This is a genomic window from Marinobacter sediminicola (assembly GCF_031157525.1).
Classification (GTDB): Bacteria; Pseudomonadota; Gammaproteobacteria; order Pseudomonadales; family Oleiphilaceae; genus Marinobacter; species Marinobacter sediminicola.
Genome location: NZ_JAVIXR010000005.1, coordinates 39,127 through 64,272, shown reverse-complemented (window position 1 = coordinate 64,272; position 25,146 = coordinate 39,127). Strand labels below are relative to the sequence as shown.

Genomic DNA, 25,146 nt, shown 5'->3' with positions numbered 1-25,146 from the left:
AGCGGGCTGCGCCTCCCAAAAATGTGCGGAGCCATGGATGGCGGAGCCCAAGCGCCACATGGATGTGCCGAAGGAGCGTTTTTTGGGAGGCGCAGCCCGCTATCTGCAAACACCAAAGCCTAGCAGGCCTCCAACGGCGCATAAGCCAGCACCAACCACTTAGCCCCTTCGTCAAAATTCACCTGCACCCTTGTGTGGTGCCCGGTGCCTTCAGCATTCATCACAACTCCTTCGCCGAACTTGGGGTGCCGAACACGCTGCCCCAGGCTGAAACCGGTCTGCTGGGCAGAGTCCTGGCTGAACAGGCCTTCGTTAGGGCGATCCATCATGGCCGGGCGGGTTACCGTATTACGTAGGCGCACCTCCTGCAGGCAATCGCCGGGAATCTCCCGAACGAAGCGGGAAAGCGCGTTGAACTTCTCCTGACCGTACAAACGGCGGGATTCGGCGTAGGTAATCACCAACTTTTTCATGGCCCGGGTGATGCCTACATAGGCCAGCCGCCGCTCTTCCTCCATGCGCCCCGGCTCTTCCAGAGACATGCTGTGGGGGAACAAACCCTCTTCAACACCGGCAAGGAATACCAACGGGAATTCCAAGCCTTTAGCGGAGTGCAGGGTCATCAACTGCACGCTGTCTTCGTGGTCTTCCGCTTGGGATTCACCAGCATCCAGTGCAGCCTGGGCAATAAACTCCGAGAGCGGGTCCACACCCTCTTCCACATCAAAATCTGCAAGGGCGTTCACCAGCTCTTCCAGGTTCTCCACCCGCGCCTGAGCCTTCTCGCCTTTTTCACTGGCGTGATAGTCCTTCAGGCCGCTGGCTTCGATGGTCTGCTTCATAAGCCCATGAAGCGACGCGCCTTCAGCCATCGCAGACAGCTCTTCTATAATATCGAGGAACGCCTGCAGCCCGGTTTTGGCGCGACCTTTCACCTGCCCGGCCGCCAGCAATCGCTCGGCCGACTCCCATAGAGATATGCTCAGGTTGCTTGCATATTCACGCAGTTCCGCCAGGCTTTTTGCGCCTATGCCACGAGTGGGCAAGTTCACCACTCGCTCGAAGGCTGCATCGTCCCGCCGGTAGTGCACCAAACGCAAGTAAGCCAAGGCGTTGCGGATTTCCTGGCGGTCGTAAAAGCGCAGGCCGCCGTACACCCGGTAAGGGATGCCCTGGCGCATCAGGGACTCTTCCAGCACCCGGGATTGGGCGTTGGAGCGGTACAAGATGGCGGATTCGCTACGCAGGTTGCCTTCATTGGCCCAGCTGGAGATGCTGTCGGCGATATAGTTGGCTTCGTCCTGCTCGTTGAATGCTGCGTACAGACTGATGGGCTCACCTTCCACGCCATCTGTCCAAAGCTCTTTACCGAGCCTGCCCTGGTTGTTGGCAATTACGGCATTAGCAGCTTTCAGAATCAGCTGTGTAGAGCGGTAGTTCTGTTCCAGGCGCACCAGCCGGGAGTTCGGAAAATCCCGTTGGTATTGCTGGATGTTCTCGATTTTGGCCCCGCGCCAGCCGTAAATGGACTGGTCGTCATCACCCACCACGGTCAGCGGCACGCGATGGCCGGCCAGCACCTGCAGCCAGGCATACTGAATGGTATTGGTATCCTGAAACTCGTCCACCAGAATATGCTGAAACCGCTGTTGGTAATGGGCCAGCAATTCCGGCCGGTGCAGCCAGAGTTCGTGGGAACGCAGCAGCAACTCGCCAAAGTCCACCAGACCACTCTGTTGGCAAAGTTCTTCGTATCGGCGGTACACCTTCACCATAGTGGAAGTGAAGTGATCCCCCGGGTTTTCCTGAATATGATCGGCCCGCAACCCTTCGTCTTTCTGGCTGCTGATAAACCATTGAGCCTGCTTGGGCGGGAACTGGCTCTCATCGATCTGCGCCTCCCGCATCACCCGCTTGACCATACGCAGCTGATCATCGCTGTCCAGCACCTGAAAGTTCTCCGGCAGCCCGGCATCCTTCGAATGCGCCCTTAGCAAACGGTGGGCGATACCGTGGAAGGTGCCAAACCAAAGGCCGCGAGACGGAATATTCATCATCTCTTCGATGCGGTAACGCATTTCTTTGGCGGCTTTATTGGTAAAAGTGACCGCCAAAATCCCCGTGGGTGGAACACGATCCACCTGCATCAACCACGCTATCCGGTGCACCAGCACCCGGGTTTTGCCACTGCCGGCACCCGCCAGCACCAGCAGGTGGTCATTCTGTGCCGTAACTGCCTCACGCTGGGCATCATTCAGAGAATCTATAATGTGGGAGACATCCATGGGGAAATCACTGTAGTCCGGAGAATGGGGAATTCAGGTTGTGGATTATAACAAGTCGAAGCCAAGCCTGCCCCGATCCCGCTCGCTAACCTAATGTTTAGACTCGCTTCACTATAAAGTTACTGCAAAATCAGCCGACAACAGAAGATAACAGTACGAAACACAATCACCATTTCGTCTACCCATAGCAACCTATATGATCGTGCCGCCACGCTGGGTTGTTCCGTCAGGAAAAGACTATGCTGTCATCACTTAAAATCTCACAAAAACTTGGCTTACTGGTCAGCATTGCCATCCTCGCATTCGTGATCAGTCAGGGCTTCGCATTTATAACAGAACGCTCCAACTCTGAGCGCCTGAGCGAGGTAAAAGATCGCCTTTATCCAACGCTGGAGCTGACCACCATCAACGAAGGCCAGTTGAAGTTGATGGAGCAACAAATCAGTGGTGCAGTTACCACGGGGGACGACCAGCAACTGGAAGCAACCCAGGCGTATCGAGACACCATTGCGACCAACCTGGAACAAATTGCGGAACTGAGCCCCGCCCAAGCCAGCAACATCCAAAAGCTGAGCCGAGACCTCGACAATTACTACGACAACGCGTCGCGCCTTGCCACCTCCATAATTGACGGCACCGCCGACTTCACTCGCATTGGTGACGACGCGGCCCGCAACGCAGCGCGCCTGGAGCAGCTACAGGCCGGCCTGAACACCATGCTTGAAAACAATCGGGCGCGGTTCCAGAGCGCTATTTCGGAAACCGCCGAAGCCTCAAGCAACGCCCAGACTCTGGCACTGATTATCCTGGTCTCTACGGTTGTTGTGCTGATTGCAATCAGCCTGGTGATCGGCCGCTCCATATCCGCCAGCCTTACCCAGATTATCGACTCCCTGAAGAACATGGCTTCCGGCGAAGGTGACCTGACCCGGCGCCTGAACTACGAAGGCCGGGATGAGCTCCGTGAACTGGTTAATCAATTCAACCTGTTCGTTGCCAAGCTGCATAAATCGTTTGCCACTATCAGCGATGACGTGAACGGACTGAACACCGCCACAGGCCATCTGACCAATGCCAGCCGAGCAAACCTTGAGCGCATCAGCAGCCAGGCCCAGGCGATTTCTTCTACCCGTAATTCTGTGGATGAGCTGGTAAAAAGCGTTGAAGAAGTTGCCGGTTTTGCTTCAAGTGCATCGGATCAAACCCAGGACGCTGCGCGCTTCGCCCAATCAGGCCAGGAGAAAGTGCAGAATAACGTCGCGACCATCCGCGAGCTGGTCGGCGACATTGAAAAAACTGCGGGCCTGGTGAACCAGTTTGATGAGTTCTCCGCCCGGGTTGGCGGCCTTCTGGACACTATTCAAACCGTTGCAGAACAAACCAACCTGCTGGCTTTGAACGCTGCCATTGAAGCCGCCCGCGCGGGCGAACATGGCCGAGGTTTCGCAGTTGTGGCTGATGAAGTGCGCGGGCTTGCCGTGCGCACCCATAAAGCAACGGAAGAGATTCAGAGCGTAATTTCCGAACTTTCCAAGCTTTCGTCTTCCGCGGTCACCTCCATGAAAGCCAGTGTGAACAAGGCCCATGAAGGCGTGGAAGCGACCACTGAATCCGGCGAGATCCTGTCCCGCATTCTGCAAAACGTGCAGCAGATAAGCGAACTGAACGAACAGATTGCGGCCGCGACCTACGAACAAAGCACCACATTCAATGAAGTAACCACTTACATGACGGACATGCACCGGAATGCCGAGGCAGTCATGGAAAGCACCGATGAGCTGGATAACGTGAGTCGCGATATTCAGAGCGTCAGCAACGGCCTGCAAACCGTTGCCAGCCAGTTCCGCGTGTAAATTAACCTCGATAATGTACGGATTAAAGCCCCTATGAAGAAATTGCTACAACTCGCACCACTGGCGCTCGCTGTTGCGGCCGGTTCCGCTTCTGCCCAAAGCACAGAAGACACATTGGCCCGCATGCAACAGCAGCTCGACGCTATGCAGCAACAGGTTAACTCGGCTAAAAATGACAGTGTTCGTTTTAACGGTTTCTTCAGCACCGGCGTAGCACGCGCAAGCAACGATGCCGGTTACGCTGGCATAACGGAAACGACCAGCGTGAATGATCTCAGCTTGATAGCTCTGCAGGGCACCTTTGACGTGACTGAAAAGAGCCAGGCAGTGCTACAGCTCGTTGGCCGTGGCGCTGATGACTGGGAGCCGCAAATAGAGTGGGCCTATCTGAGCCATCGCCCCACCAACAATCTGCAGTTGCGAGCAGGTAAAATGCGCATTCCGTTCTTTATGTACTCCGATTCATTGGAAGTCGGTTACTCTCAGCCTTGGGCTCGCCCGCCACAAAGCGTTTACGGCCCTATCGCAATCACCAGTTATGTGGGTGCTGATGCGACATACAACTTCAATTTTGATGACTCATCTCTTACAGTAAACGCTTTCACCGGATTTACTGATGAGGATGGCACAACCGGGGAAGTTCAGCTTCGCAATATCGGGGGTGTAAACCTGACATGGACTGATTATGTCTGGACTTTGCGTGCTGTTGCAGCGACAGCTGAAGCAGATATTGATGCAACCCGCTTAAAAGCGCTTGTCCCACCAACCATCACCGTTAACAGCGTGTTGGCCGACGGTGAACGAGGTAACTTCTATGGCATTGGCGCAAGCTATGATGACGGCAGCTGGCAGATCATCTCGGAAGTCACTCGAGTAGAATTAGACGGCAAGTTCGCTGATACCGATTCTGCCTATCTGTCGATTGGCCATCGTTTTGGCAGCTGGACGCCCTACATCGCCGCTGGCTGGACCGAAAGCAAGGATGAAGACGAGCGCAAAGGTCTCTTCATCAATATTCCGAGCCAGGGTGTTGTGGTTCCTGAGTCAATCCTCAACTATCAGCGTACGGATTACAGTGTCGGCACACGTTGGGACATCACCCCCGGGGTTGCGATCAAGGCAGACATAACGCACGTTCGTGGGCTTGATAAAGGTTATGCCAATCTGAATACCCAATATATGCTCTCGAACGATACTAGCAGCACCAACGTCTACACCATTAAACTTGACTCGGCATTTTAACGGAGGCACCCATGAAAAAGCTTAGCCTGATATTTGCGGCCAGCTTGCTGGTCAGCCCCCTTGCAATGGCCGACGTTGTCGTAATTGGTCATAGTGCTGGCCCGGACAGCATCACCGAAAACCAGGTCCGCGATCTGTACCTCAACCGTAGCAACCAACTGCCCGACGGACAGAAAGCGACCCCATTTGAAATGGCCGGAGGCGATCCGGTTCGCGCCCAGTTCCACGACAAGGTAACCGGGCGCAACGATGCCCAGCTCAAAGCCTTCTGGTCAAAACAGGTATTCACTGGCCGCGGCCAGCCACCTGCAGAAGTTGGTAGCGCTGCGGCAATGAAAGCCCAGGTCTCATCAACACCCGGCAGCATCGGCTACATTGATGAAGCCGACGTAGACAGCTCTGTGAAGGTTATCCTTACGCCTTAAACAGCTGCCAGCAACAAAGAAGGCGAGCCCACGGGCTCGCCTTCTTTGCTTAAGTCAAAGCCTTCAGATCAAAAACCTCTTGGCACGGTCTGCGCCTCAACAAACTCGAACAACCCTTCAAGCCCGCCTTCGCGCCCGGTTCCTGACGCTTTCATGCCACCAAAAGGTGCCTCAGGCGTCGGCCCTGTGCCGGTATTCCAACCCACATGGCCAAACCGCAGTCCGGCAGCAACCCGCTGCGCACGCTCTGCATCCGCTGTGAACACATAGGAAGCCAGGCCAAATTCCGTGTCGTTACCTGCCGCGATCACCTCCTCCTCGGAGCGGAAGCTCGCTATAGGCACCAAAGGCCCAAAGGTCTCTTCCCGGGAGCAGCACATCTCCGGCGTTACGCCAGAAATCACCGTAGCCGGGAAGAACAGGTGGCCCTCGCCCAGATCGCCGGGCTGTTTGCCTGCAACCAGTGAGGCGCCTTTGTTCAGGGCGTCTTCCAGATGGCGCTTCACCTTGTCGAAGCCGGCTTTGTTAATCAGTGGGCCAAGATCAACATCGCCTCCAATGCCATCGCCTACCGTCATCTTGTTCACGCGCTCTGCGAGCTTCGCGCCAAAGGCATCCATCACCTTTTCATGAACAAAGATGCGGTTTGCGCACACACAGGTCTGCCCGCTACCACGGAATTTGTTGGCAATCAGGTTGTCTGCAGCTGCGTCCAGATCCGCATCGTCGAACACGATAAACGGCGCGTTACCACCCAACTCCAAAGCCAGCTTTTTAATTTGGTCAGCGGTATCCACAACCAACTTACGACCCACTTCTGTGGACCCGGTAAAGCTCAACATGGGCACATCCGGGCTCTCGCATAGAACCTTGCCAATCACACTGGCCTTGCCCATCACCAGGTTCACCATGCCATCAGGCAGGTTCACATGCTTGTCGATCAAATCGAACAGCGCAATCATGGTCAGCGGTGTTTCGCTCGCCGGCTTGATCACGGAAGGGCAACCTGCCGCCAGGGCAGCCGAGAGCTTCTTGGCAATCATGCCAATGGGAAAGTTCCAGGGCGTGATGAGTGCGGTAACGCCAACAGGGCGGTAATGGACTGTCCAGGTGCAGTCACGGGGTTTCCCCGGGAGTTCGTGGGCATCCAACGCTTGAATGTTTTTGGAGCAGTAGTCAAAAAAACCCGCGGCGTAATCTACTTCACCCTGGGCCTCGTTCAGCGGCTTACCGTGCTCCAGGCACAGAATCCGCCCAACCTCTTCCTTGTTCGCCCTGAGCGCATCGCGGATCTCTTCCAGCCATTTCCTGCGGGTGTCGATGCTGTAGGGGCTGGTCAGTTGCAGTGCAGACTTGCCCGCTTCGATCGCCGCCTTCACCTCACTTTCAGGCATGGAAGCAACCTGCGCAATCACCTTGCCCGTTGCCGGGTTGTATACATCAAAGGTGTTGCCCTGTTCATTGTCAGTCCAGCGACCGCCGATGTAGCCAGTCATCTTTCCCAGCAGTGGTGACTCGATCATTTCGGCTCCTGCTCAGTCAGTAACGACACCCACAAAGGTGCACGGTTATATGAATTGAATCCGACCTTCATCTTGGATGCTGAATCACTACCTGTAAAGTCGACAGCTCGGCTTTTGACCAATCCCAATCTGTGCCTATACTCCCAAGTGCCTATACTCACAGTGTCTGCATTCACAGCAACTGAGTCATGCCGCTGCAGCACCGGAAACCAGGAGGTCGGATAATGAAAGCATTTTTCCATCCAGCTCAAGACAAGCATGCCCCCCAATCCTACTTCACCCGGGGTCAGATGCGTCAGCCTCAGGAGGTGCCGGATCGCACCCACCAAATGCTGGAGGGTTTGAAAGCGGCAGGCATACCGGTATTACAGCCTTCTGATCAGGGCGCCCGGCCGATTGCCAAGGTGCACGACCTGGGGTATCTGCGCTTTCTCGAGTCTGCTCATCGTCGCTGGAAGAAAATGGACGACTGGGGGGAGGAAGTCATGTCCAACATCTTCGTTCGCTCCCCGAACCACCTCACAGGCATTCTGGCAGAAGCGGCACGGTATCAGGCAGACGGCAGCAGCCCCATTGGAGAGCACACCTGGGAAGCGGCTTACTGGTCGGCTCAGACCGCTCTTGCTGCAGCCGACGCGCTCATGGCAGGAGATCGCACCTCCTACGCGGTGTGCCGCCCACCAGGCCACCATGCTCGCAAGGATTCCGCGGGTGGTTTCTGCTACCTCAATAATGCCGCCATTGCCGCTGAGCACATGAAATCCCGGTTCCCTCGCCTGGTTATTCTGGATCCCGACATGCACCACGGCCAGGGCATTCAGGAAATCTTTTACGAGCGCAATGATGTGCTCTACATCTCCATTCACGGCGACCCAACTAACTTTTACCCGGTGGTATCTGGTTTCGAGAATGAGCGTGGCGAAGGCGAGGGTTACGGTTACAACATCAACCTGCCCATGCCCCACGGTTCATCAGAGGAAGATTTTTTCGTAAAAGTCGAGGAGGCTGCGGCGGCTATCAAGCTGTTCCAGCCAGACGCACTGATTCTGACGCTCGGCTTTGACATCTATAAAGATGATCCGCAGGCCAAAGTGTCAGTAACGTCGGAAGGCTTTTGCAGGCTTGGCACACATATGAACCAGCTCGGCCTCCCTACACTGGTCGTGCAGGAAGGCGGCTATGATCTGGATAGCCTGAGCGAGAACGTACAACAGTTCTTCAAAGGTATGGGCTGCTGAAACTCTATGAGGCGGGCGCGTAAACTTTAACGTTTTCGTGCCCTTCTGCTTTCAGGTGCACCGCATGCATCCGGCTCATTGCGCCGCGGTCACAATAAAGCAGGTACTGGCGGTTAACGGGAAGCTCAGGGATCCTGCGGTTCAACTCGTAAAACGGGATCTTCATAATCTCGTTGCCGGTGAGCATTAAAGGAGACTGCTCCCCCTCAGACGGATGGCGCACATCAATTATCACGTCGCTTACTGCGGGCGTCTTTACCAGCTCCACATCTTCGGGTGTGGTGGTGGTATCCAGCAAATCACTGACCAGTGTTTCTTCACGGGCTTCAATAGCTTGCGCCAGAACCAGCGGATCCATCTCGGCCTCATCGGCCTCGACCCGGTACAAGCGGGCCCGGGTAGTCGGCTTCTGGGAGATAACACCACAATACTCAGGCATGTTGCGCGCGTAGGCCTCAGTGCCAATTTCCCGCGCAAGCTTTATGATGGCTTCCTTGTCCATCGCAATCAATGGGCGCAAAACCACTTCGTCGCTGGCCCGGTCAACAACGTTCAGGTTGGTCAAAGTCTGGCTCGATACCTGGGCTACCGCATCACCCGTCACCAGCCCAGCGGCGTTATTGCTGCGCGCAAGCTCACTCGCGGCTTTCAACATTTGCCGCTTGAGCACCACGCCCCAATGCCGGTGACTAACCGACTTCATGATTTCTTCCACCACGCCATCAAAAGGCACGGAGATAAACTTGGCCCCATGGGAAGCTCCGTAACGGCTCCACACGTAGTGAACCACTTGGCGCACACCCACTTCGTGAGCTATGCCACCAAGATTGAAAAACAAAAAGTGACTGCGCATACCCCTGCGCAACATCAGGTACGCGGCGACCGATGAATCGTAACCGCCCGAGACCAGCGTCAACACATTCTCGACACTGCCCAGCGGATACCCCCCCAGGCCACGGTGCTTGCGATTGGCAATGTGGAATTCGTCATCCCGCACCTCGATGCGCACCTCCACCTCGGGTGAACGCAAATCCACACTGGCACCGGAAGCAGAAAGATACAGCTCGCTGCCCACAAAGCGCTGGAGATCCATTGAGCGGAAATCATGCTTTCCATGGCGGCGCGCCCGCACCGCAAACGTTTTTCCGTCGAGGCGGCCAGCAAAAGCTGCCACTGCTTTTTCGGCAATGTCCTCAAGGCTGACAAGCGGGAAGGCGGCTATTTCCTGAATGGTGGAAATACCAGGGATGCGCATGAGCTCATCCACAGCCACACCCTCCAGACCTCGGCCATCGGGCACATCAACATCCACTCGGTCCCAGCTGCCTTCAACTAAAATACTCTCATCAAGCCGGGTCAGAATTCTACGGATGTTCTGGCGCAGCTGACGCATCTGGCGACGACGAACAGGCTTGCTCTTGATAGCAATCTCAGAGGCAGGACGGATAAGAAGTTTCATAAATGGGCGTTTTGTCGAATGGTGTATGATCAGGAGAGCGCATAGTGTAACGCTTTGGCGTTATGCCTCAAAATCGGGTATTACCACAACACTCAGGAGCTTTTCCATTCATGACCGCACCCACCATCAATGCTCTCGTATCCCCAGAGGGCAGCTTGGAAATACTGTCCAATCACGAAGTCAATCTGCTCAAAGACAAAAGCGTGGGCGGCCTTTACCAGCTGTTCAGACAATGCGCTCTGGCCGTGCTGAATACGGGCGCGGTTACAGATGACTGTCTGGACTTGATGGAGACCTATGCGGATTTTGATATACGACTGATTCCACAGCCCCGGGGCCTTAAGCTGGAGCTGATTAATGCCCCAGCGCACGCGTTTGTGGATGACGAAATGCTTCTGGCCATTCGGGAGCACCTGTTCTCGGTTCTGCGAGATATTGTTTACACCCATTCCACACCCAAGTTTGCGGGGATTCTGAAAGGTAATGGGCCTGAAGACCTGACCAACATGGTTTTTCATATATTGCGGAATGCCCGGGCTCTGAAAACCGGCCGCCAGCCCGATCTGGTTGTATGCTGGGGCGGGCACTCCATCAGCCATGAGGAATACCAGTACAGCAAGGAAGTGGGCCACCAGCTTGGCCTGAGAGAGCTTAGCATATGCACCGGATGCGGCCCGGGTGCCATGAAGGGCCCCATGAAAGGGGCTACCATTGGCCACGCAAAACAGCGGGTTAAAAACGGTCGTTATATTGGCATTACCGAGCCAGGCATTATTGGTGCAGAAGCGCCCAACCCCATCGTGAATGAACTGATTATCATGCCGGATATCGAAAAGCGCCTGGAAGCCTTTGTGCGCTGCGGCCACGGCGTTATTGTTTTCCCCGGGGGCGTTGGTACCGCTGAAGAAATTCTCTACCTGCTGGGTATCCTTCTGCACCCGGACAATGCTGACCTGCCCTTCCCGGTGATTTTTACTGGCAGAAAGGAAAATGCTGAGTACTTCGAGATGATCGACAAGTTCATCCGCACCGCGCTCGGAGATGAAGCCGCCAGCAAGTACGAAATTATTATCGATGACCCCGTGCGGGTGGCGCAAACCATGAAAAAGGGCCTAAAAGACGTCGAAACTTTCCGTCGTGCCATGCAGGATGCATATTATTTCAACTGGATGCTGAAGATCGATCCGGTATTCCAGCTGCCATTCGAGCCAGATCACGAAAACATGCTGGCCTTGGAACTACACCGTGATCAGCCAGTGCATCTGATCGCTGCCAATCTGAGAAAGGCATTCAGTGGCATAGTGGCCGGAAACGTAAAGGATGGGGGTATACGAAAGGTGCAGGAGAAGGGGCCTTTTGAGATCACTGGGGATCCGTCTTTGATCGAGCCTCTTGAAGCTATGCTGGAACAGTTTGTTGCGAATAACCGCATGAAGCTGCCCGGGTCTTCGGCTTATCGGCCAAGCTACCGAATCGTCAATACAGCAGCGTGAACTGCTGTATTGACATCATAACGCTTACTTGCCGCCAGCGGGCAGGCTTGCATAGTACGCTGCCAGGTTAGCAATATCTGCGTCACTGAGGGCAGCTGCCTGGCCTTGCATGATGGCTGCCATTCCGCCGTTGCGCTGCTTATCCTTGTATGCTTTCAGCGACGAGACCAGATACTGCTCGTGCTGGCCCGCCAGGTTCGGATACATTGGAATCTGGGCGATTCCGTTCTGGCCATGACAAGCTGCACAAACTGCTGCTTTTGCCTTACCTGCCGCCACATCACCGGCCGCGGAAGATACTGCAGGAACGGCAGCACTCAGGGCGAAAAGACCTGCAACTGCATAGTGTTTAAGTTTCATTATGGTTAACCTCTCATCATCGTTTTAAGTATTGCTTCTAGGTATTCTAAACCTAATGGAGAACTGGCCAGAAGTTATAGCACAGACGTAACATGGCGCAAATGCCATAGATCAATGCGATACCTTCAAGAATCGCCTTCCTTGACGTTTATCCAGTTACAGGCGCCATGCAAACAAAAAACCGCACCAGAATGCGTTTTACCGCCCGGAGACACCACTAATGTCTGTAGAGGTTCAAGAGCTTCCCTGTCGTGAGGGCCTTATCGGCACACTGACCCTGAATTCCCCTACAACGCTGAATGCTTTATCCGAGGCAATGATCGCCCAACTAAGGAATTGCCTTGCGCGCTGGGCTGATGATGAACGCATCTGTGTTGTATTGATACGCGGCTCTGACAAAACCGGATTCTGCTCTGGCAGCGACCTGCGCGAGCTTTATCAATCGATAACGGAATCAAAAAACAACGAAGCTGCTTTCAGCATAGTGAGGCACGAATACGAACTGATTTATGCCCTGCGCAGATTCCCCAAGCCGGTCGTTGCGCTCGGGCATGGGCTCATTATGGGCAGTGGGCTCGGCCTGTATTCTGCTTGCCGGTACCGATTGCTTACACCAGACGCTGCACTCGCCACGCCGGCCATGTCTATTGGGCTGTTTCCGGGCGTGGGTGCCAGCTGGTTTCTCAATCGCTTGCCCGGCCGTCTCGGGTTATTTATGGGCCTGACCGGTGCCCACCTGAATGTGAGCGACGCCCTGCGCGTTGGGCTGGCAGACATGGCATTACCAGACTCCAATCATCAGGGATTGCTATCAAGCTTGCAGGCGGAGCGCTGGAGTGGCAACAGAGCTGCCGATGACAGCCGCCTGTTTCGTCTGTTAAGCCAGGCAGAAACTCAGGATTACCCGGCGCTGACCGCCAGCCAACTGGAGTTGCACGAACGTGATATTGCGAGGCTGTGCGCGGGCTCCAGTTTGCCCGAGATAGTAGATCAACTGCTGGCTGTCCGTAACGATTCTGAATGGTGGCAAGCCAGCGTCAAAACTCTCAAAGGCGGTTGCCCGGTTTCGGCTTGGCTAATCTGGAACCAGCTTCAAAAAGCTCAGCAGATGTCATTGAAAGATGTATTCCGGATGGAACTGGCCATGGCTTGGGAGTGCGTGCGCAGGCCCGATCTGGCAGAAGGTATTCGGGCCCGGCTGATTGATCGGGACCAAAGCCCGCAATGGTCATTCTCCCGCATCCGTGACGTGCCCGATGCGGTTATTGATGCGCACTTCCTGCCCGTATGGGATGATCAGACCGACCCCATGCACCTGGAATGATCCTTGGCATTGCTGAAGTCTTTATAAGTTAGCGCCGGCCTGTACCAGCAACATTTCCAGGTCCTGGTGGTTATTTGTGCGAGCCACATCGAGCGCTGTTTCGCCGTTCTCTGCCCGAAAGTTTACATCAGCACCTGCCGCAAGAAGCATTTCTGCGGTCAGCAGGTCGCCAGTTGCAACCACCTTCATCAGCAGTGATTCACCATCCTGACTGACATTAACGTTTGCGCCAGCTGTCAGCAGAATTTTCACGACCGAAAGCTGCCCCGTCTCCGCAGCGCGTATAACCGGTGTAAAGCCCTTCATGTCGGTCGCGTTGACCTTTGCACCACCAGACAGCAACAAGCGCGTAAGCCGGCGATCACCTTGTTCCGCAGCAACCATTAGCGGCGTAACCTGATCGCTCTCGGCAAGATCGGGATTCGCGCCCTGGCTTAGCAGGTACCATACAACACGATCCGCCTTCCCTCGCACAGCCGCCATTAGCGGTGTGCCGTTTCCGGTCAAGGTATTCAGCGGCGCACCCGACTCCTTCAGCCTTTTCACTGCATCGAAATCTGCTTCCGCTGCTGCTTGATAAAGATCCGACCCCAGAGCATTTTCCGCCTGTTGATCCAGATTTGCAGGCGTTTCTCGGGAAGCACATCCCGTCACAGACAGAAGGCCTGCCGCCAGTAAAAGAACAGATAGGAGGAGCGAGCGGTGGGAGAAGCCGATTCCCTTGGCCATAACGAGCAGTCTCTATCAGGAAAGTGTGGCCTATTTTGCGCAGGTGGCCCTGACAATTAAATCGAGCGGGTCACAACTCTGGCCCCTTCTGCAGAAGTTCACGGGTAACCTGACGCAAACGATCTTCACCGTCACGCTGCCCCGAACATAACCCTTCACGTTGGAGCTCCGGCCAATCCAGGCCTTGAAGCACTGCCCGACACCACAAATTCGCCTCATCATGCCTTCGAAGCCTGCTTGAAACACCGGAAACCATACTCAATTCCCGCAATACCGGAAGCATCAGCCGGAAGCCCCGGTGACCCTCAGAAAAATTTTGCAGGTCCCGTATATCTGCTGCATCTGGCTTGCACTCTGATGGCAAGCCGGCCGTTACATCGAGCAGCAGCTCCGGCTCCAAATCTTTCCAGCTTAGTGGCACAAGTGTCAGCCAGTGTCGCGCCAGCCGAGCCCTCACCTGCGAAACCAAAGTGACAGCTCCTGCGCTGTGAGCCTGAAGCATTTGCACCGGATACTCTCCGCTGGTCGCCTCCTGCTGGAGCCCAAGGCGCACAAACTCCAGCCCGCAGGACGCCCAAAAAGTGTAAAGATCGGAATTGCCGCCAAAACTGGTGCCCGTAAAATCCAGACCTTCCAGTTCTGCACTCTTGGCCGCTTCAGCAACCAGCCGGTTTCCAAGCCCTAAGCGCCGGGCCTGAGCAGATACCGCTATGCGGATAATCCGCAAACCCCGCTGGCTGGCGGCTTCAGGGAACCCGCTGTGGCTGGCCAGAGATTGGGGCAGAAGATGCCCTCGCACCCTGCGCTTGCCGCTGGCGACCAACTCTGCCAGTTCATCACTTAAACCACCTTCCACAGCACCCCAAAGCACGCCCAGTGTCTTACCGTTCACGGTAGCTCGCCAACTTCTGGCTGCAGGGTCATCCAACCACTGCCGAAGGTCTGCGGGCGTTGTGCGGTAATGGGCGTCCACCAATAAGCCAAATGCCTCCGCCAGCTCGGCCTCTGAAGCCCGGGCTGGTTGCCAGGGCTCAATCACAACTTCGCTCGCCGCTATGTCTGGCAGCCCAACCGGCTGGTACTCAGCGCCCAACAAGAAAAGATCAGATACAAGAGTTTCCAATGGATCACCATCTGCCCAGCGCACCGGCTCAGAAAGCGCTTGTGACTGCCACTGAGGCGTCTTCTCATCAAGAATCAGGCGAAAGCGGATAGCAAATCCCCGCCCAGCGCCTTCGTAGCCATGCACGGTGGAGGCAAAGGCCACCCGCGGCCAACCCAGAAGAACACGCTTTAACAAGGGCACGGGGATTGCGGCGGCTTCATCCACCATAACCACCTCAGCCTCCGGCTTTTCCCGCAGCAAATCCCGGATCGGCAAAAACCGTAGCTGGGCGCCGGTCACGGTTTCAATCAGATCGTTACCCGCTTCCAGCACGTCTGCGCCCAGGGTTTCCCGAGCGTGCTCAAACAGTGTATTTACATTATCTCTCGAAGGGGCGGTTACCAGAATGTTCCGACGCCCCTGTTGCAGCAGTTGTGCCGCAGCCATTCCCAAGGCAGCAGATTTGCCTCGCCCCCGATCGGCTGTCACCACTATTGGTCGCCGCCTGCGCCCAAGCCCGAAGGCTACCAGCTTACCGATCAACGCTTGCTGATCCGGTGTTGTGGTAACAGTAAATTCAGAGGTTGCGCTGAGCAGCTCCGGCAGGACCAATGCCTGCGGCGAACCGAGCTGCACCCGGATCACCGACGAATCTGCAGCCAGAATGCCCGCCAGCCGCTCAGCGAAAGGATGCAACTGATCGTGATCCAGACCCGTTCGGGAATAATCCGGATCAGCAAATTGCCCCCACTCCTCCAGCGACGGCATTAGCCAGAACAAAAAACCACCCGCCTTCAGCGTGCCCGAGAGCGCCGCAAACCCATCCGGCGGATTGCCCCGCCAGCCATCCCACACAATGACCGACGTTTCCCGCCCCAGCCACTGGCGTACTTTGGCAGACTGAATGCTGGTCAGGCGGTCGTCCGGGACATCACCAGCCTCTCCAACCCAAAGCCCGCCTTCCAGCTCCAAAGCAGGCAACAATGCCTGCAACCACTGCATGGCAAGATCGCGGGCGCCTTCCACCAACACCAGCCGCCGCTGCCCTGCAGCCGCAAGTTCGGCTTGAAGAGAACGCCATGCGTCCAGGTATGGCGAAAAGGTTTTCGTTTCCGGACTCATTAACTGAGGTCTATTCCATGAGACTTCAGATCACCAAGATCACAGTGCGCTAACGCCGCCTGATGCGTTGCACGCAACCGCACCCGAGGGGCCTTGCCCGCCTCAAAAGCTTCATGCCAGCGAACCGCACACAGGCACCAGCCGTCTCCGGCTTTCAAGCCGGGGAACCCGAACGCAGGAACCGGCGTACTCAAATCGTTCCCGCGAGCCTTGGAGAACTCCAAAAACTCGGCGGTCATCACAACACATACAGTATGCGATCCGTGATCATCCGGCCCTGTATTGCAGCAGCCATCCCGGTAAAAGCCGGTTTCCGGATCAGTGCTACATGTTTCCAGCTTTTCCCCAAGTACGTTTATCGATTTTTCAGTTTCCATGTTTACTCTCTCCGGCTTTGGGAGTTAGCAGCGAGGCAGAACCTTCTCCAAAATACGCTGTAAATACATCCATGTACGCTCGGCTCCGCCATCCATGGCTCCGCACGATTTTGGAGAAGGTTCTGCCTCGCTGCCCTCCAACTAATGAGGTGGATTCGCTTAGTTAATCAGCCATGTTAACGGCACAGGTACCCGTGCTACCAGTTGGCCAGTACAATAGCACCTATGCCAACAAAGACCCTTGAATCCCCCACCCTTGATCTGCCTGATTTTCTCACCGACGAACAACGGGCGATTATTACCGCCGGCTACGAGCACTCGGTAATCACAGCTGTCGCCGGCAGTGGAAAAACCTCCACGCTGGCCTGGCGCATTCGCTACTTGCTGCAGCAAGGGCACGACCCTGCGCGCATTCTGGTGCTTATGTTCAACCGCAGTGCCCGTGTGGATTTTGAACGGAAGCTGCAGGAGATTTGCCACCAGAGCGGGTTAGCACTGCCGGAGATACGCACCTATCACGCCATGGGGCTGCGACTTTACAAACGATTCGTGCGGGAAGGCTACCTGCCGGGGTTCTCCGATAAAATTCTGACCGAGCAGGAAATCAGCTTTCAGGTCTGGCTGTTGATACGGAGGCTGGCACCGGAGGATTTGGCGGACGAGATCCGACGCAACAAGAAAGACTTTGTAGAAACCGCAACCGGATTTATCGACATGGTGAAAACCACCCTGTCGCCCGCCGAAATAGTGTTTGAAGAACTGGGCTACTCAGAAAAGCACCGGTACCTGATTGACCTGTTCCATAGCTTCGAACAATGGCGCAAAGGGCAAAGCCGGATCAGTTTTTCGGATATGCTGTACGAACCGGTGATGGCCATACACCAGAATCCGCCTTTACAGCGACTGGTGGGCAACAAGATGGATCTGATTCTGGTGGACGAGTATCAGGACACCAACGAAATTCAGCACCTGCTGCTGCGTTATGTGGCAGGTGATCGGGCCCGGGTAACCGTGGTGGGAGATCCGGACCAGACTATTTACGAATTCCGCGGTGCCAAGCCGGAATTCATTCTCAAGCGCTTCAGCGACGAGTTTGAAAGCCCTCTGGAACAAACCCTCAGCTACACCTTCCGCTATGGCCATCGCGTGGCTCTGCTGGCCAACCATCTGATTTGCCACAACACCGGGCGCAAGGATGTACTGTGCCATTCCCACCCTTCCACGCCAGCCACGGAAATTGCCCTGCACCGGGTGGAGAATGACGCGGATGCCGTACTGCAGATACTTGGCGAAGAAGCAGAGAGCGCACTGGCCGATACTGCGATTCTGTTCCGGGTCTGGAGTCAGAGCGTGCCTATTGAGCTCAAGTTGCTGGCAAAGCAGATTCCCTATCGCATTGATGCGGGCAAAGGGGCGCTGTTCAGCCGTGAAGTTCAGGCCGTCACAGCATTGCTGAAAGTGGTTTCCGGCACACTGGAAAAGCTACCGGAAGAAGACCGGCTGGAGCTGGCTCGCCTGCTTCTGCGCTTCCCCCATGTTGGTCTTAAAGAACCGGAACTGGAGCAGTTAGCGCGCTTTCTCGCGGGCTTCGCCGGAGGCTGGCACGAGCGCTTGCTGGCGCTGGATTTTGGCGCGCTGGCGCCCATGGCAGCACGCAAACTACGAAAGCTGGGTGAGGTTCTGGCGCAATTGCGTGGCTATGCAGGCCCGGCAGCGGGGTTGATTACCGTTTATGCGGAGCACACAGATCTGTATGAGGGCGTTCGAAGCCTGGCGCTGACCCATGACAGCGCAGAGGAACGCATTGATACCATTCACGGCTTCCGCGAGTATCTGAAAGGCCTGGGTGAAGACGCAAAAGGTGCTCTTGCACACCTCAAAGCACTGCGCCAACAGGCCAGCGAGAAGCAGGCCGGCGGGGGTGTTTTACTCTCCACCATCCATCGCACCAAAGGGCTGGAATGGCAAAGGGTGATCATACCCGGGCTGCAGGAGAAGTACCTGCCACACAGCCCACGCCCTCAGGACGACGCAAGGTCCATTCTCGAAAGCGAGCGACGCCTGCTGTATGTCGCCATGACTCGCACCCGGCAATCATTGCATCTGATCACCCGGCCAGTAAGCAAGCAGCCCCATCTGGATGGCGATCAAGGGCCCAGTCGGTTTGTAGAAGAGTTCTGTTTTGATCTGGCGAGGGAGTTCGGAGGCTGGCTGGATGAGCGGACGCCAGATACCGATCGCTCACTGACACTGCAAACGACACTTACGCCAGTCAGCTCGCGCTATGCGCTGCAGGAAGGCATCGCCCTTGAAGGCGAAGGGAATACAAACACTGTCAGCAACGCTCCCCTATGGCACCTGTCGCGTCTCACTCATACTATTTTCGGCACAGGCACCGTCGTTGCTGAAGACGAAAGTTCTTTTGAGGTTCATTTTAGCGACGGTGAAAAGATGAACTTCAGTAAAAAAAGCGCGCATCTTTACTTTAGTGCTCCACCCGCGTGAATCACTGCACAGCACGGTGCATCGAAACATTCCCGCGTGGGTTTTCTAATGTAATCTTAATCATCAATTCTTTGTTTTTTGTACTTCTTTAGCCTAAATTGTTTAGCTAAGTGAGCATCCTGATTACTCAGCATGTTTAATAATAATCGAACAGGAGGTTCTGCATGAACATCATGCGCCCGATCGCAATGGCGGCCATCGCCAGTACTCTTGCCGCCCCAGCCTTGGCTGAGCGCACAGAGACGGTTTACATCAACCCGTTTGCCGCCTTTCAACTTTTTGACGATGACCGTGATCTGAGCGAGACAGGTACATTTGGTGCGGGACTGGAATACCGGTTCAGACCAAACTGGGCAGTTGAAGCAATCTATTCACGCGCAGATGCAGACCGTAAATATGTCGCCGGATCCTCTGATTTTGAAGAGCTTCGCATCGACGGCATCTACTATTTCGCACCTCAAAATGAAGCCTGGAACCCGTACGTTTCTCTGGGCGCCGGACACGCCGAGTTTGGCAAGGGTGATACCATCAGCTATCGCACAACGGGCACCGACCATGATGAGACCCGCGTAAACGTGGGCACTGGTTTCCGTTATAACGTATCAGATTCCATATCTGTGCGTGGTGATCTGCGTGAATTCCACGGCATCGACGAAAGCACGTTTGATACCCAGGTTTCTCTCGGTGTCAGCTTTGCGTTTAACCGCACTACTGGTAGTACGCCTGCTCCCGCGCCCCAGCGTACAACTGATTCAGACGGTGACGGCGTACCCGATTCCCGTGATCAATGCCCCAACACGCCAGCGGGTGCAACCGTTGACAGCACTGGCTGTGAACCGGATGCAGATGGCGACGGCGTAGCAGACGCACGGGATGCCTGCCCTGACACCCCACGCGGTGCCATGGTAGACAGCCGCGGTTGCGAACTGGATAGCGATAACGACGGTGTGGTCGACAGCCAGGATCTCTGCCCCAACACGTCTGCCGGCGCTACAGTGGACGCAACCGGGTGTGAAGGCGTAACCGAAACTATCGAGACCTTTACCATTGAGGTTCAGTTCCCGACCAACAGTTCTGTGATCGGCAATGCCTACGATGATGAGATTCGTCGTGTTGCAAACTTCCTGAAGGAAAATCCGGAAACTCTCGTGGAAATCGCTGGCCACTCCGATAACACCGGTAAGGCAAGCTACAACCAGTTCCTGTCACAGCGCCGCGCTGAAGCCGTTGCAGGCCGCTTGACTGGCCCTCTGGGAGTTGACCCGGCCAAAGTGAGTGCGAAGGGCTATGGTGAAGAAGAACCTGTTGCCACAAACGCCACCGCTGCAGGCCGTGCGGAAAACCGCCGGGTTGAAGCGCGCATTCAGGTTCGTCGTTAATTCGGCAATAAACTGAACACAGGCAAGTGAAGACAGCAAAGGCGCCCTAGGGCGCCTTTTTTTTAACGGCATCCAGCAGCAGATTTCTGGGTGTCAGAGATCGCTCACAAAAATGACCGATCCGCACCTGATAGCCCTGCTCCTCCAGAAAAACCGCATAGTCCAGAACCATCCATACCTCCAAAGGCCGGCGAAAAAGATGTCGGATAAGCTCATAGCGATGAACGTCCCGGTGGCGTTGCACGCCATAGGAAAGCCAGAATTCGAAATCCGTGTCTTTTGGCAAACAAAGCTGTTTTTTACTGGCAGCCCAATGGCAAAACTCAGGGAACCCATTTTTAATGAGCCTGGGTGGGTATGAAGGCGCGGAAAGATACTGATTCACCCCGCGCAGGGTCCGTTGTAGCCCGTCAAAGCCCAAGCGCCACTGACTTAACGTTTTCGTTTGCGCCCTGACTCCGGCCGGTGCTGTTACCGTTTCTCTTACCGCCAGGCGCAGGTCACTGCGATCCAGCAAAAGCTTTGGCTCATGGGTAGCCGAGCCTTCTGAAAGAGCGCTGTAAATGCCCTCAACGGTTTTGTGATAGCAACAAGGTGACACACTTAGTCGTGGAAGCGAACCTGCAACGCCCTCCTTCAGCAATTGCCGGTGCAAGTCACCACAGGCATGGAGTGCGACCCCGTGAGCGTTCGTTGGAACGGGCACATCCTTCACCATGACATCCTGGCAGGCTATTTGAACGGGATCTGCGAAACGTCTGGCAAGCCGGTTACCATCGGCTACCAGCTTCGGGTTCCATTCAAAGCCTGCAACGTCGTCTTGGCTCTGTGCAGCCAGGGTTCGGGCAAGATGCCCCTTACCACAGCACCAATCCAGAATCGGTTGCTGCAGAGGCTTTAGCGCGGCGGCGAATGCACCCGCCTGCTCCCGTTTGCGCCCAGGCATATCGGTTGCTCTGATTTCAGGCAGCGTTGCCGCCAAAATATCCGAATGATCGGGCACCAAGTCTGGAAAATCTGTCAGATGACCATACAGAGCCAGATCCGATACATGCCGGGAAGCGATCTTTGCCAGCCTTTCAGGTGCCTCAGCCAACTCAGCACACTCGTCATCGGTGAACCCAGCCATCATCTGAGCCAACCCGGGATATTCTTCAACCCAGGCCGGCTGTAGTTCCGTAAACGGGGCTGGCTGCCAAATGGTGCGGTGCTTTATCAACCAATCATTGAGGGTTTGCCACCGAGAAAAAAAGCTCTCGGTGGCCGGTCGAGCAGTCACTCCTGATAACGCCCCGGGCGGAACGCATCCAGGCAAACCGCCGGTTCTTCGCCGTCAATCACCTGTGCAATCACATCCGCACTGGCCGCTGCCAACGTCCACCCGAAGGTACCGTGCCCGGTATTCAAGTACAGGTTTCGGCGCGGGCCGCGACCAATAATAGCTGGGCCATCGGGCGTCATAGGGCGAAATCCTGTCCAGGTTTCTGCAAGGTCCAGATCTGCACAACCGGGATAACGGGACTCAACCGATTTTCGAATGGTCGCTATTCGCGCTTCCGGGATGTCGCGATTGAAGCCCGCCAGTTCCACGAAGCCCGTTGCACGTAATCGATCCCCCAAACGTGTAGACACAACTTTGTAGTTGTCATCATGGATGGTGGTAGCTGGCGCTTTGGCCGGGTCTTTCAAGGGCACCGTAATACTGTAGCCCTTGATTGGGTATATAGGCAGCTTCATGCCCAAAGGTCGCACCAGCTCAGGGGACCAGCAACCCGCGCTGATTACGAAGGCATCCGCAGCCAAAGCCTCTGTCTGTCCACGCTCGTTACGAAGAACCACCATTTCAACATTCTGGCTGCTCGCGGTTAGCTGCTCCACCTGAACGTTGTAGCGAAACTTGACGCCTTTTTCTTCACAGGCCTTGGCAAGCGCCCTGGTAAACAAGTGGCAATCGCCCGTTCCATCGGTGTCGTAGCTGAGCGCACCATACAATGGCCCGGTTCTCGCCATTCCCGGCTCCGCTTCATAGACCTGCTCCGGTGTCAGCAAACGGGACGCTACGCCCATTTCATTCAGAATTCGATGTGTGCCGCGGTGCACTTCCAGCTCCTCCGGGGTACTGGCCAGATGCAGCAAACCCTTATGCGCACCATCAAACTTCAGGTTCAGCTCATCTTCCAGTTTCTGATATCGCTCACGGGAGTGAGCTCCAAGGCGCATCATGGCGCGCTTGTTCAAACCAAACAGCCCGGGCGACCAAGCGTAGCGCAACGTTGAAAACATGAACTGTATAGCTGCTAAGGACGGTGGCACCTTAAGCTTCAGTGGGCCGTCCTGCTTCACAAGCCAGGGCAGCGCCTTGAACACCATGCTGGGGTCGGCCCAGGGATACACCACGCCATAAGAACGCTGGGCCGCATTGCCCTTACTGGTCTCATCCCCAGCCACGCCATGGCGTTCAAGTACCGTCACCTGATGTCCGCGACGGCAAAGCTCCCAGGCTGTGGTTACACCCACAACGCCACCACCAATCACAACAACGTGCATCTGCATCTCCACCTGTTTCAAACCCGAGCAATAAGATCCATCAAGGAAAGCCCCTACGAGCCGATGTAGGCCAATATACGGGCAGCTGATAAACTTGAACGCTTCGAACACCAGAATAGCAGTTGAACCAACTGCCTGTATTGGAGCCTAGCACCTGCCCATGAGTAAAAAACGTCGCGAGATTCCCGTATTCGACCATCCGATTATTGAAACCCACTGCCACCTGGATTACCTCAAGGATCGCCCCCTGGAGGAAATCCTGGAGGAAACGCGGCGGGTGAACATCGAGAAGGTGATTTCCATTGCTGTGGCACCGGGTAACCTGTCGACAGTACGTGAGCTCAGCACCATAGCGCCGTGGCTTTATGGCACACAGGGCATCCACCCCCATGAAGCGGAAAGCTACAACGATGCAGTAGAAAAAGAAATCCGCACCCACGCCCAGGACGACAAGATTGTTGCGGTTGGCGAGATTGGGCTGGATTATTTTTATGACAATGCAGACCGCAGCATCCAGCGCGATGTGTTCCGGCGCCAGCTTCAGATTGCCTGTGACAGCGGCCGCCCGGTGGTTATCCATAGCCGTGATGCAGACGAAGATACAATCACTATACTCAAAGAGTTTGAACAGACCCTCAAGCGGCGTGGCGTGATTCACAGCTTCACCTCCGGCCCGGGCCTTGCCCGCTACGCGCTGGATCAGGGCTGGAATCTGGGCTTTAATGGAATCACCACATTCAACAAGGCAGAAAACGTGCGGGACATAGTTCGTATGACGCCCATCAGCCAGATACTGCTGGAAACCGATGCGCCGTTCCTCACGCCGGTGCCCTATCGTGGCCGTGAGAATGCACCTTACTATCTGCCGTTCGTTGCTGAGAAAATAGCAGAAGTGAAAGACCTTCCTTTGGACGACGTGATTATCCAGACTTACCAGAACAGCCTGAGAACGTTTTTCCCGAAGCCATGATAAAGCGCATCCCCGTCTCCGCGTTGACGGTCGGCATGTACATTACCGATCTGAACAACGATTGGATTCCCCACAACACGCAACGCAGGCGGGGTGTTATCAAGCGCGATGAAACCATCGAAAAAATCCGCAAGATGGGCGTGCAGTTTGTTTATATCGACGTGCAAAAAGGTAAGGACAGCCAGGACTCGGAAACCGCGACAGAAGTAGATTCACGCAATGAAGCAGCACTGCAAAAGGCAGGTGAGCAGAAACCGGGCATAAAGCCCAGGGTGCCGCTTTCTGAGGAAATGGTACACGCTCTGGGCGTTCACACTGAAGCCCAAGGGTTGGTCGACAGCTTCATGAAAAACGCAAAATTGGGCACGCCTGTCGATGTCGCTCCAATCCACAAGCTTGCTGGCGAACTTCAAAACTCTGTAACCCGAAACGCCAACGCACTGGGCTGCCTGGGGCGTATTCGCGAAAAAGACAACTACCTGCTTGAGCACTCAGTTAATCTGAGCGTACTCATGACCATATTCGGACAATACCGAAAGCTCTCCGCCGATGTGATGCATCAGATTGTTATGGGCGCCCTGCTCCACGATCTTGGCAAAGTCCTCACTCCCGATGAAGTACTCCACAAGCCGGGCCGGCTCTCGCCGCAAGAATTTGAGGTCATGAAGCTTCATGCGCGGCACTCCCGTGACATTTTGTCGGCAACGGAAGGAATCGGCCAACTCACGGTAATCACTGCAGCCCAGCACCACGAGCGCATGGACGGTTCCGGTTATCCGGAAGGCCTGAAGGGCGACGAGATTTCCGTTTACGGCCGCATGGTCGCCATTGCAGACGTGTATGATGCCATTACAGCCGACCGCGTGTACCACAAGGGAATGACACCCTCTCAGGGCCTGAAGAAGCTCCTGGAATGGAGCGGGAGCCATCTTGACCCTACTTTGGTGAAACAATTCATCCGCTGCCTTGGCTTGTACCCGGTAGGATCCCTTGTTCTGCTGGACAGCGGTCGGCTCGGCGTTGTGGTCGAAATCAATGAACAAGATCAACGATTGCCGGTGGTCCGGGTGATGTACCACACCAAGTTCCGGATGCCGATTACGGTAACCACCATCGACCTGTCGAAAGCCGGAAATCAAGACCGGATACTGCGCGCCGTTGACCCTGAGCAGTACAAAATTGATGTCCGGAAATTTCTCAGCTGAGCCAT

The 25,146-nt window shown here is 55.4% G+C and carries 19 protein-coding genes; 10 read left to right on the top strand and 9 right to left on the bottom strand.

The genetic code is table 11. The features are described from left to right. Nucleotides 1-119: 119 nt before the first annotated feature. Complete coding sequence (gene uvrD, locus RG807_RS09070) at nt 120-2,285, bottom strand: DNA helicase II (protein ID WP_309044629.1); 2,166 nt, start codon at nt 2,283-2,285, stop codon at nt 120-122. A gap of 239 nt (nt 2,286-2,524) precedes the next feature. Here uvrD and RG807_RS09065 point away from each other — a divergent pair, with 239 nt between their 5' ends. Genes RG807_RS09065 through RG807_RS09055 form a run of 3 tightly spaced genes read left to right on the top strand, consistent with a single transcriptional unit; the run spans nt 2,525 to nt 5,805 of the window. Then, the gene (locus RG807_RS09065) at nt 2,525-4,138 is read left to right on the top strand and encodes a methyl-accepting chemotaxis protein (protein ID WP_309044628.1); all 1,614 of its coding nucleotides are present in this window, start codon (nt 2,525-2,527) and stop codon (nt 4,136-4,138) included. Between the two features lie 33 nt (nt 4,139-4,171). After that, nucleotides 4,172-5,380, top strand: a complete 1,209-nt coding sequence (locus RG807_RS09060; protein ID WP_309044627.1) for a putative porin — start codon at nt 4,172-4,174, stop codon at nt 5,378-5,380. A gap of 11 nt (nt 5,381-5,391) precedes the next feature. After that, nucleotides 5,392-5,805: a phosphate ABC transporter substrate-binding protein gene (locus RG807_RS09055; RefSeq protein ID WP_309044626.1), complete on the top strand. Its 414-nt coding sequence runs from the start codon at nt 5,392-5,394 to the stop codon at nt 5,803-5,805. Between the two features lie 68 nt (nt 5,806-5,873). Here RG807_RS09055 and RG807_RS09050 read toward each other — a convergent pair whose 3' ends face one another. Continuing rightward, on the bottom strand, nt 5,874-7,328 hold the full coding sequence (locus RG807_RS09050; RefSeq protein WP_309044625.1) for an NAD-dependent succinate-semialdehyde dehydrogenase: 1,455 nt from the start codon (nt 7,326-7,328) through the stop codon (nt 5,874-5,876). 224 nt (nt 7,329-7,552) lie between these two features. On the opposite strand from RG807_RS09050, the gene RG807_RS09045 reads away from it, so the two are divergent. Beyond that, complete coding sequence (locus RG807_RS09045; RefSeq protein WP_309044624.1) at nt 7,553-8,566, top strand: histone deacetylase family protein; 1,014 nt, start codon at nt 7,553-7,555, stop codon at nt 8,564-8,566. A 4-nt stretch (nt 8,567-8,570) separates the two neighbouring features. Here the strand turns inward: RG807_RS09045 and thiI are convergent, their stop codons facing one another. Further along, nucleotides 8,571-10,025, bottom strand: a complete 1,455-nt coding sequence (gene thiI / locus RG807_RS09040) for a tRNA uracil 4-sulfurtransferase ThiI (protein WP_309044623.1) — start codon at nt 10,023-10,025, stop codon at nt 8,571-8,573. A gap of 110 nt (nt 10,026-10,135) precedes the next feature. Between thiI and ppnN the strand changes: the two genes are divergently transcribed. Then, the gene (gene ppnN, locus RG807_RS09035; protein ID WP_309044622.1) at nt 10,136-11,518 is read left to right on the top strand and encodes a nucleotide 5'-monophosphate nucleosidase PpnN; all 1,383 of its coding nucleotides are present in this window, start codon (nt 10,136-10,138) and stop codon (nt 11,516-11,518) included. Nucleotides 11,519-11,542: 24 nt separating this feature from the next. On the opposite strand, the gene RG807_RS09030 is transcribed toward ppnN, so the two are convergent. Further along, the gene (locus RG807_RS09030) at nt 11,543-11,878 is read right to left on the bottom strand and encodes a c-type cytochrome (RefSeq protein ID WP_298452171.1); all 336 of its coding nucleotides are present in this window, start codon (nt 11,876-11,878) and stop codon (nt 11,543-11,545) included. A 220-nt stretch (nt 11,879-12,098) separates the two neighbouring features. On the opposite strand from RG807_RS09030, the gene RG807_RS09025 reads away from it, so the two are divergent. After that, the gene (locus RG807_RS09025) at nt 12,099-13,202 is read left to right on the top strand and encodes an enoyl-CoA hydratase/isomerase family protein (protein WP_309044621.1); all 1,104 of its coding nucleotides are present in this window, start codon (nt 12,099-12,101) and stop codon (nt 13,200-13,202) included. Between the two features lie 21 nt (nt 13,203-13,223). Here RG807_RS09025 and RG807_RS09020 read toward each other — a convergent pair whose 3' ends face one another. The 3 genes from RG807_RS09020 to RG807_RS09010 form a co-directional block, all read right to left on the bottom strand. Then, complete coding sequence (locus RG807_RS09020) at nt 13,224-13,931, bottom strand: ankyrin repeat domain-containing protein (protein WP_309044620.1); 708 nt, start codon at nt 13,929-13,931, stop codon at nt 13,224-13,226. A 70-nt stretch (nt 13,932-14,001) separates the two neighbouring features. Beyond that, nucleotides 14,002-16,158: a tRNA(Met) cytidine acetyltransferase TmcA gene (locus tag RG807_RS09015; protein WP_309044619.1), complete on the bottom strand. Its 2,157-nt coding sequence runs from the start codon at nt 16,156-16,158 to the stop codon at nt 14,002-14,004. Continuing rightward, the gene (locus RG807_RS09010) at nt 16,158-16,535 is read right to left on the bottom strand and encodes a DUF2237 family protein (protein ID WP_309044618.1); all 378 of its coding nucleotides are present in this window, start codon (nt 16,533-16,535) and stop codon (nt 16,158-16,160) included. Before RG807_RS09010 ends, RG807_RS09015 begins: the two co-directional genes overlap by 1 nt. A 225-nt stretch (nt 16,536-16,760) precedes the next feature. Between RG807_RS09010 and RG807_RS09005 the strand changes: the two genes are divergently transcribed. Together RG807_RS09005 and RG807_RS09000 are read left to right on the top strand one after the other, a co-directional pair. Next, nucleotides 16,761-19,040, top strand: a complete 2,280-nt coding sequence (locus RG807_RS09005; RefSeq protein WP_309044617.1) for an ATP-dependent helicase — start codon at nt 16,761-16,763, stop codon at nt 19,038-19,040. Between the two features lie 164 nt (nt 19,041-19,204). Further along, entirely contained in the window at nt 19,205-20,419 is a 1,215-nt protein-coding gene (locus tag RG807_RS09000; protein WP_309044616.1) for an OmpA family protein, read from the top strand. A 46-nt stretch (nt 20,420-20,465) separates the two neighbouring features. Here RG807_RS09000 and RG807_RS08995 read toward each other — a convergent pair whose 3' ends face one another. Together RG807_RS08995 and RG807_RS08990 are read right to left on the bottom strand one after the other, a co-directional pair. Further along, nucleotides 20,466-21,698, bottom strand: coding sequence for a methyltransferase (locus RG807_RS08995; RefSeq protein WP_309044615.1), 1,233 nt, complete (start codon nt 21,696-21,698; stop codon nt 20,466-20,468). Then, nucleotides 21,695-22,987 carry a D-amino acid dehydrogenase gene (locus RG807_RS08990; RefSeq protein WP_309044614.1) on the bottom strand — a complete coding sequence of 431 codons (1,293 nt, stop codon included), beginning with the start codon at nt 22,985-22,987 and terminating at the stop codon, nt 21,695-21,697. Before RG807_RS08990 ends, RG807_RS08995 begins: the two co-directional genes overlap by 4 nt. Before the next feature lie 139 nt (nt 22,988-23,126). On the opposite strand from RG807_RS08990, the gene RG807_RS08985 reads away from it, so the two are divergent. Next, a complete protein-coding gene (locus tag RG807_RS08985; protein ID WP_309044613.1) occupies nt 23,127-23,936 on the top strand; it encodes a TatD family hydrolase in 810 nt (269 codons plus the stop codon). Next, complete coding sequence (locus RG807_RS08980; protein WP_309044612.1) at nt 23,933-25,141, top strand: cyclic di-GMP phosphodiesterase; 1,209 nt, start codon at nt 23,933-23,935, stop codon at nt 25,139-25,141. The genes RG807_RS08985 and RG807_RS08980 overlap by 4 nt, the downstream gene beginning before the upstream one ends. Nucleotides 25,142-25,146: the final 5 nt, after the last annotated feature.

Bases quoted from the DNA above. Each gene is read 5' to 3' on its own strand.
- RG807_RS09030 (WP_298452171.1), bottom strand. From the start codon at position 11,878: ATGAAACTTAAACACTATGCAGTTGCAGGTCTTTTCGCCCTGAGTGCT.
- RG807_RS09000 (WP_309044616.1), top strand. From the start codon at position 19,205: ATGAACATCATGCGCCCGATCGCAATGGCGGCCATCGCCAGTACTCTT.
- RG807_RS09010 (WP_309044618.1), bottom strand. From the start codon at position 16,535: ATGGAAACTGAAAAATCGATAAACGTACTTGGGGAAAAGCTGGAAACA.
- RG807_RS08985 (WP_309044613.1), top strand. From the start codon at position 23,127: ATGAGTAAAAAACGTCGCGAGATTCCCGTATTCGACCATCCGATTATT.
- RG807_RS09015 (WP_309044619.1), bottom strand. From the start codon at position 16,158: ATGAGTCCGGAAACGAAAACCTTTTCGCCATACCTGGACGCATGGCGT.
- RG807_RS09060 (WP_309044627.1), top strand. From the start codon at position 4,172: ATGAAGAAATTGCTACAACTCGCACCACTGGCGCTCGCTGTTGCGGCC.
- ppnN (WP_309044622.1), top strand. From the start codon at position 10,136: ATGACCGCACCCACCATCAATGCTCTCGTATCCCCAGAGGGCAGCTTG.
- RG807_RS09045 (WP_309044624.1), top strand. From the start codon at position 7,553: ATGAAAGCATTTTTCCATCCAGCTCAAGACAAGCATGCCCCCCAATCC.
- RG807_RS09055 (WP_309044626.1), top strand. From the start codon at position 5,392: ATGAAAAAGCTTAGCCTGATATTTGCGGCCAGCTTGCTGGTCAGCCCC.
- RG807_RS09025 (WP_309044621.1), top strand. From the start codon at position 12,099: ATGTCTGTAGAGGTTCAAGAGCTTCCCTGTCGTGAGGGCCTTATCGGC.
- RG807_RS09020 (WP_309044620.1), bottom strand. From the start codon at position 13,931: ATGGCCAAGGGAATCGGCTTCTCCCACCGCTCGCTCCTCCTATCTGTT.
- RG807_RS09005 (WP_309044617.1), top strand. From the start codon at position 16,761: ATGCCAACAAAGACCCTTGAATCCCCCACCCTTGATCTGCCTGATTTT.
- uvrD (WP_309044629.1), bottom strand. From the start codon at position 2,285: ATGGATGTCTCCCACATTATAGATTCTCTGAATGATGCCCAGCGTGAG.
- RG807_RS08980 (WP_309044612.1), top strand. From the start codon at position 23,933: ATGATAAAGCGCATCCCCGTCTCCGCGTTGACGGTCGGCATGTACATT.
- RG807_RS09065 (WP_309044628.1), top strand. From the start codon at position 2,525: ATGCTGTCATCACTTAAAATCTCACAAAAACTTGGCTTACTGGTCAGC.
- thiI (WP_309044623.1), bottom strand. From the start codon at position 10,025: ATGAAACTTCTTATCCGTCCTGCCTCTGAGATTGCTATCAAGAGCAAG.
- RG807_RS09050 (WP_309044625.1), bottom strand. From the start codon at position 7,328: ATGATCGAGTCACCACTGCTGGGAAAGATGACTGGCTACATCGGCGGT.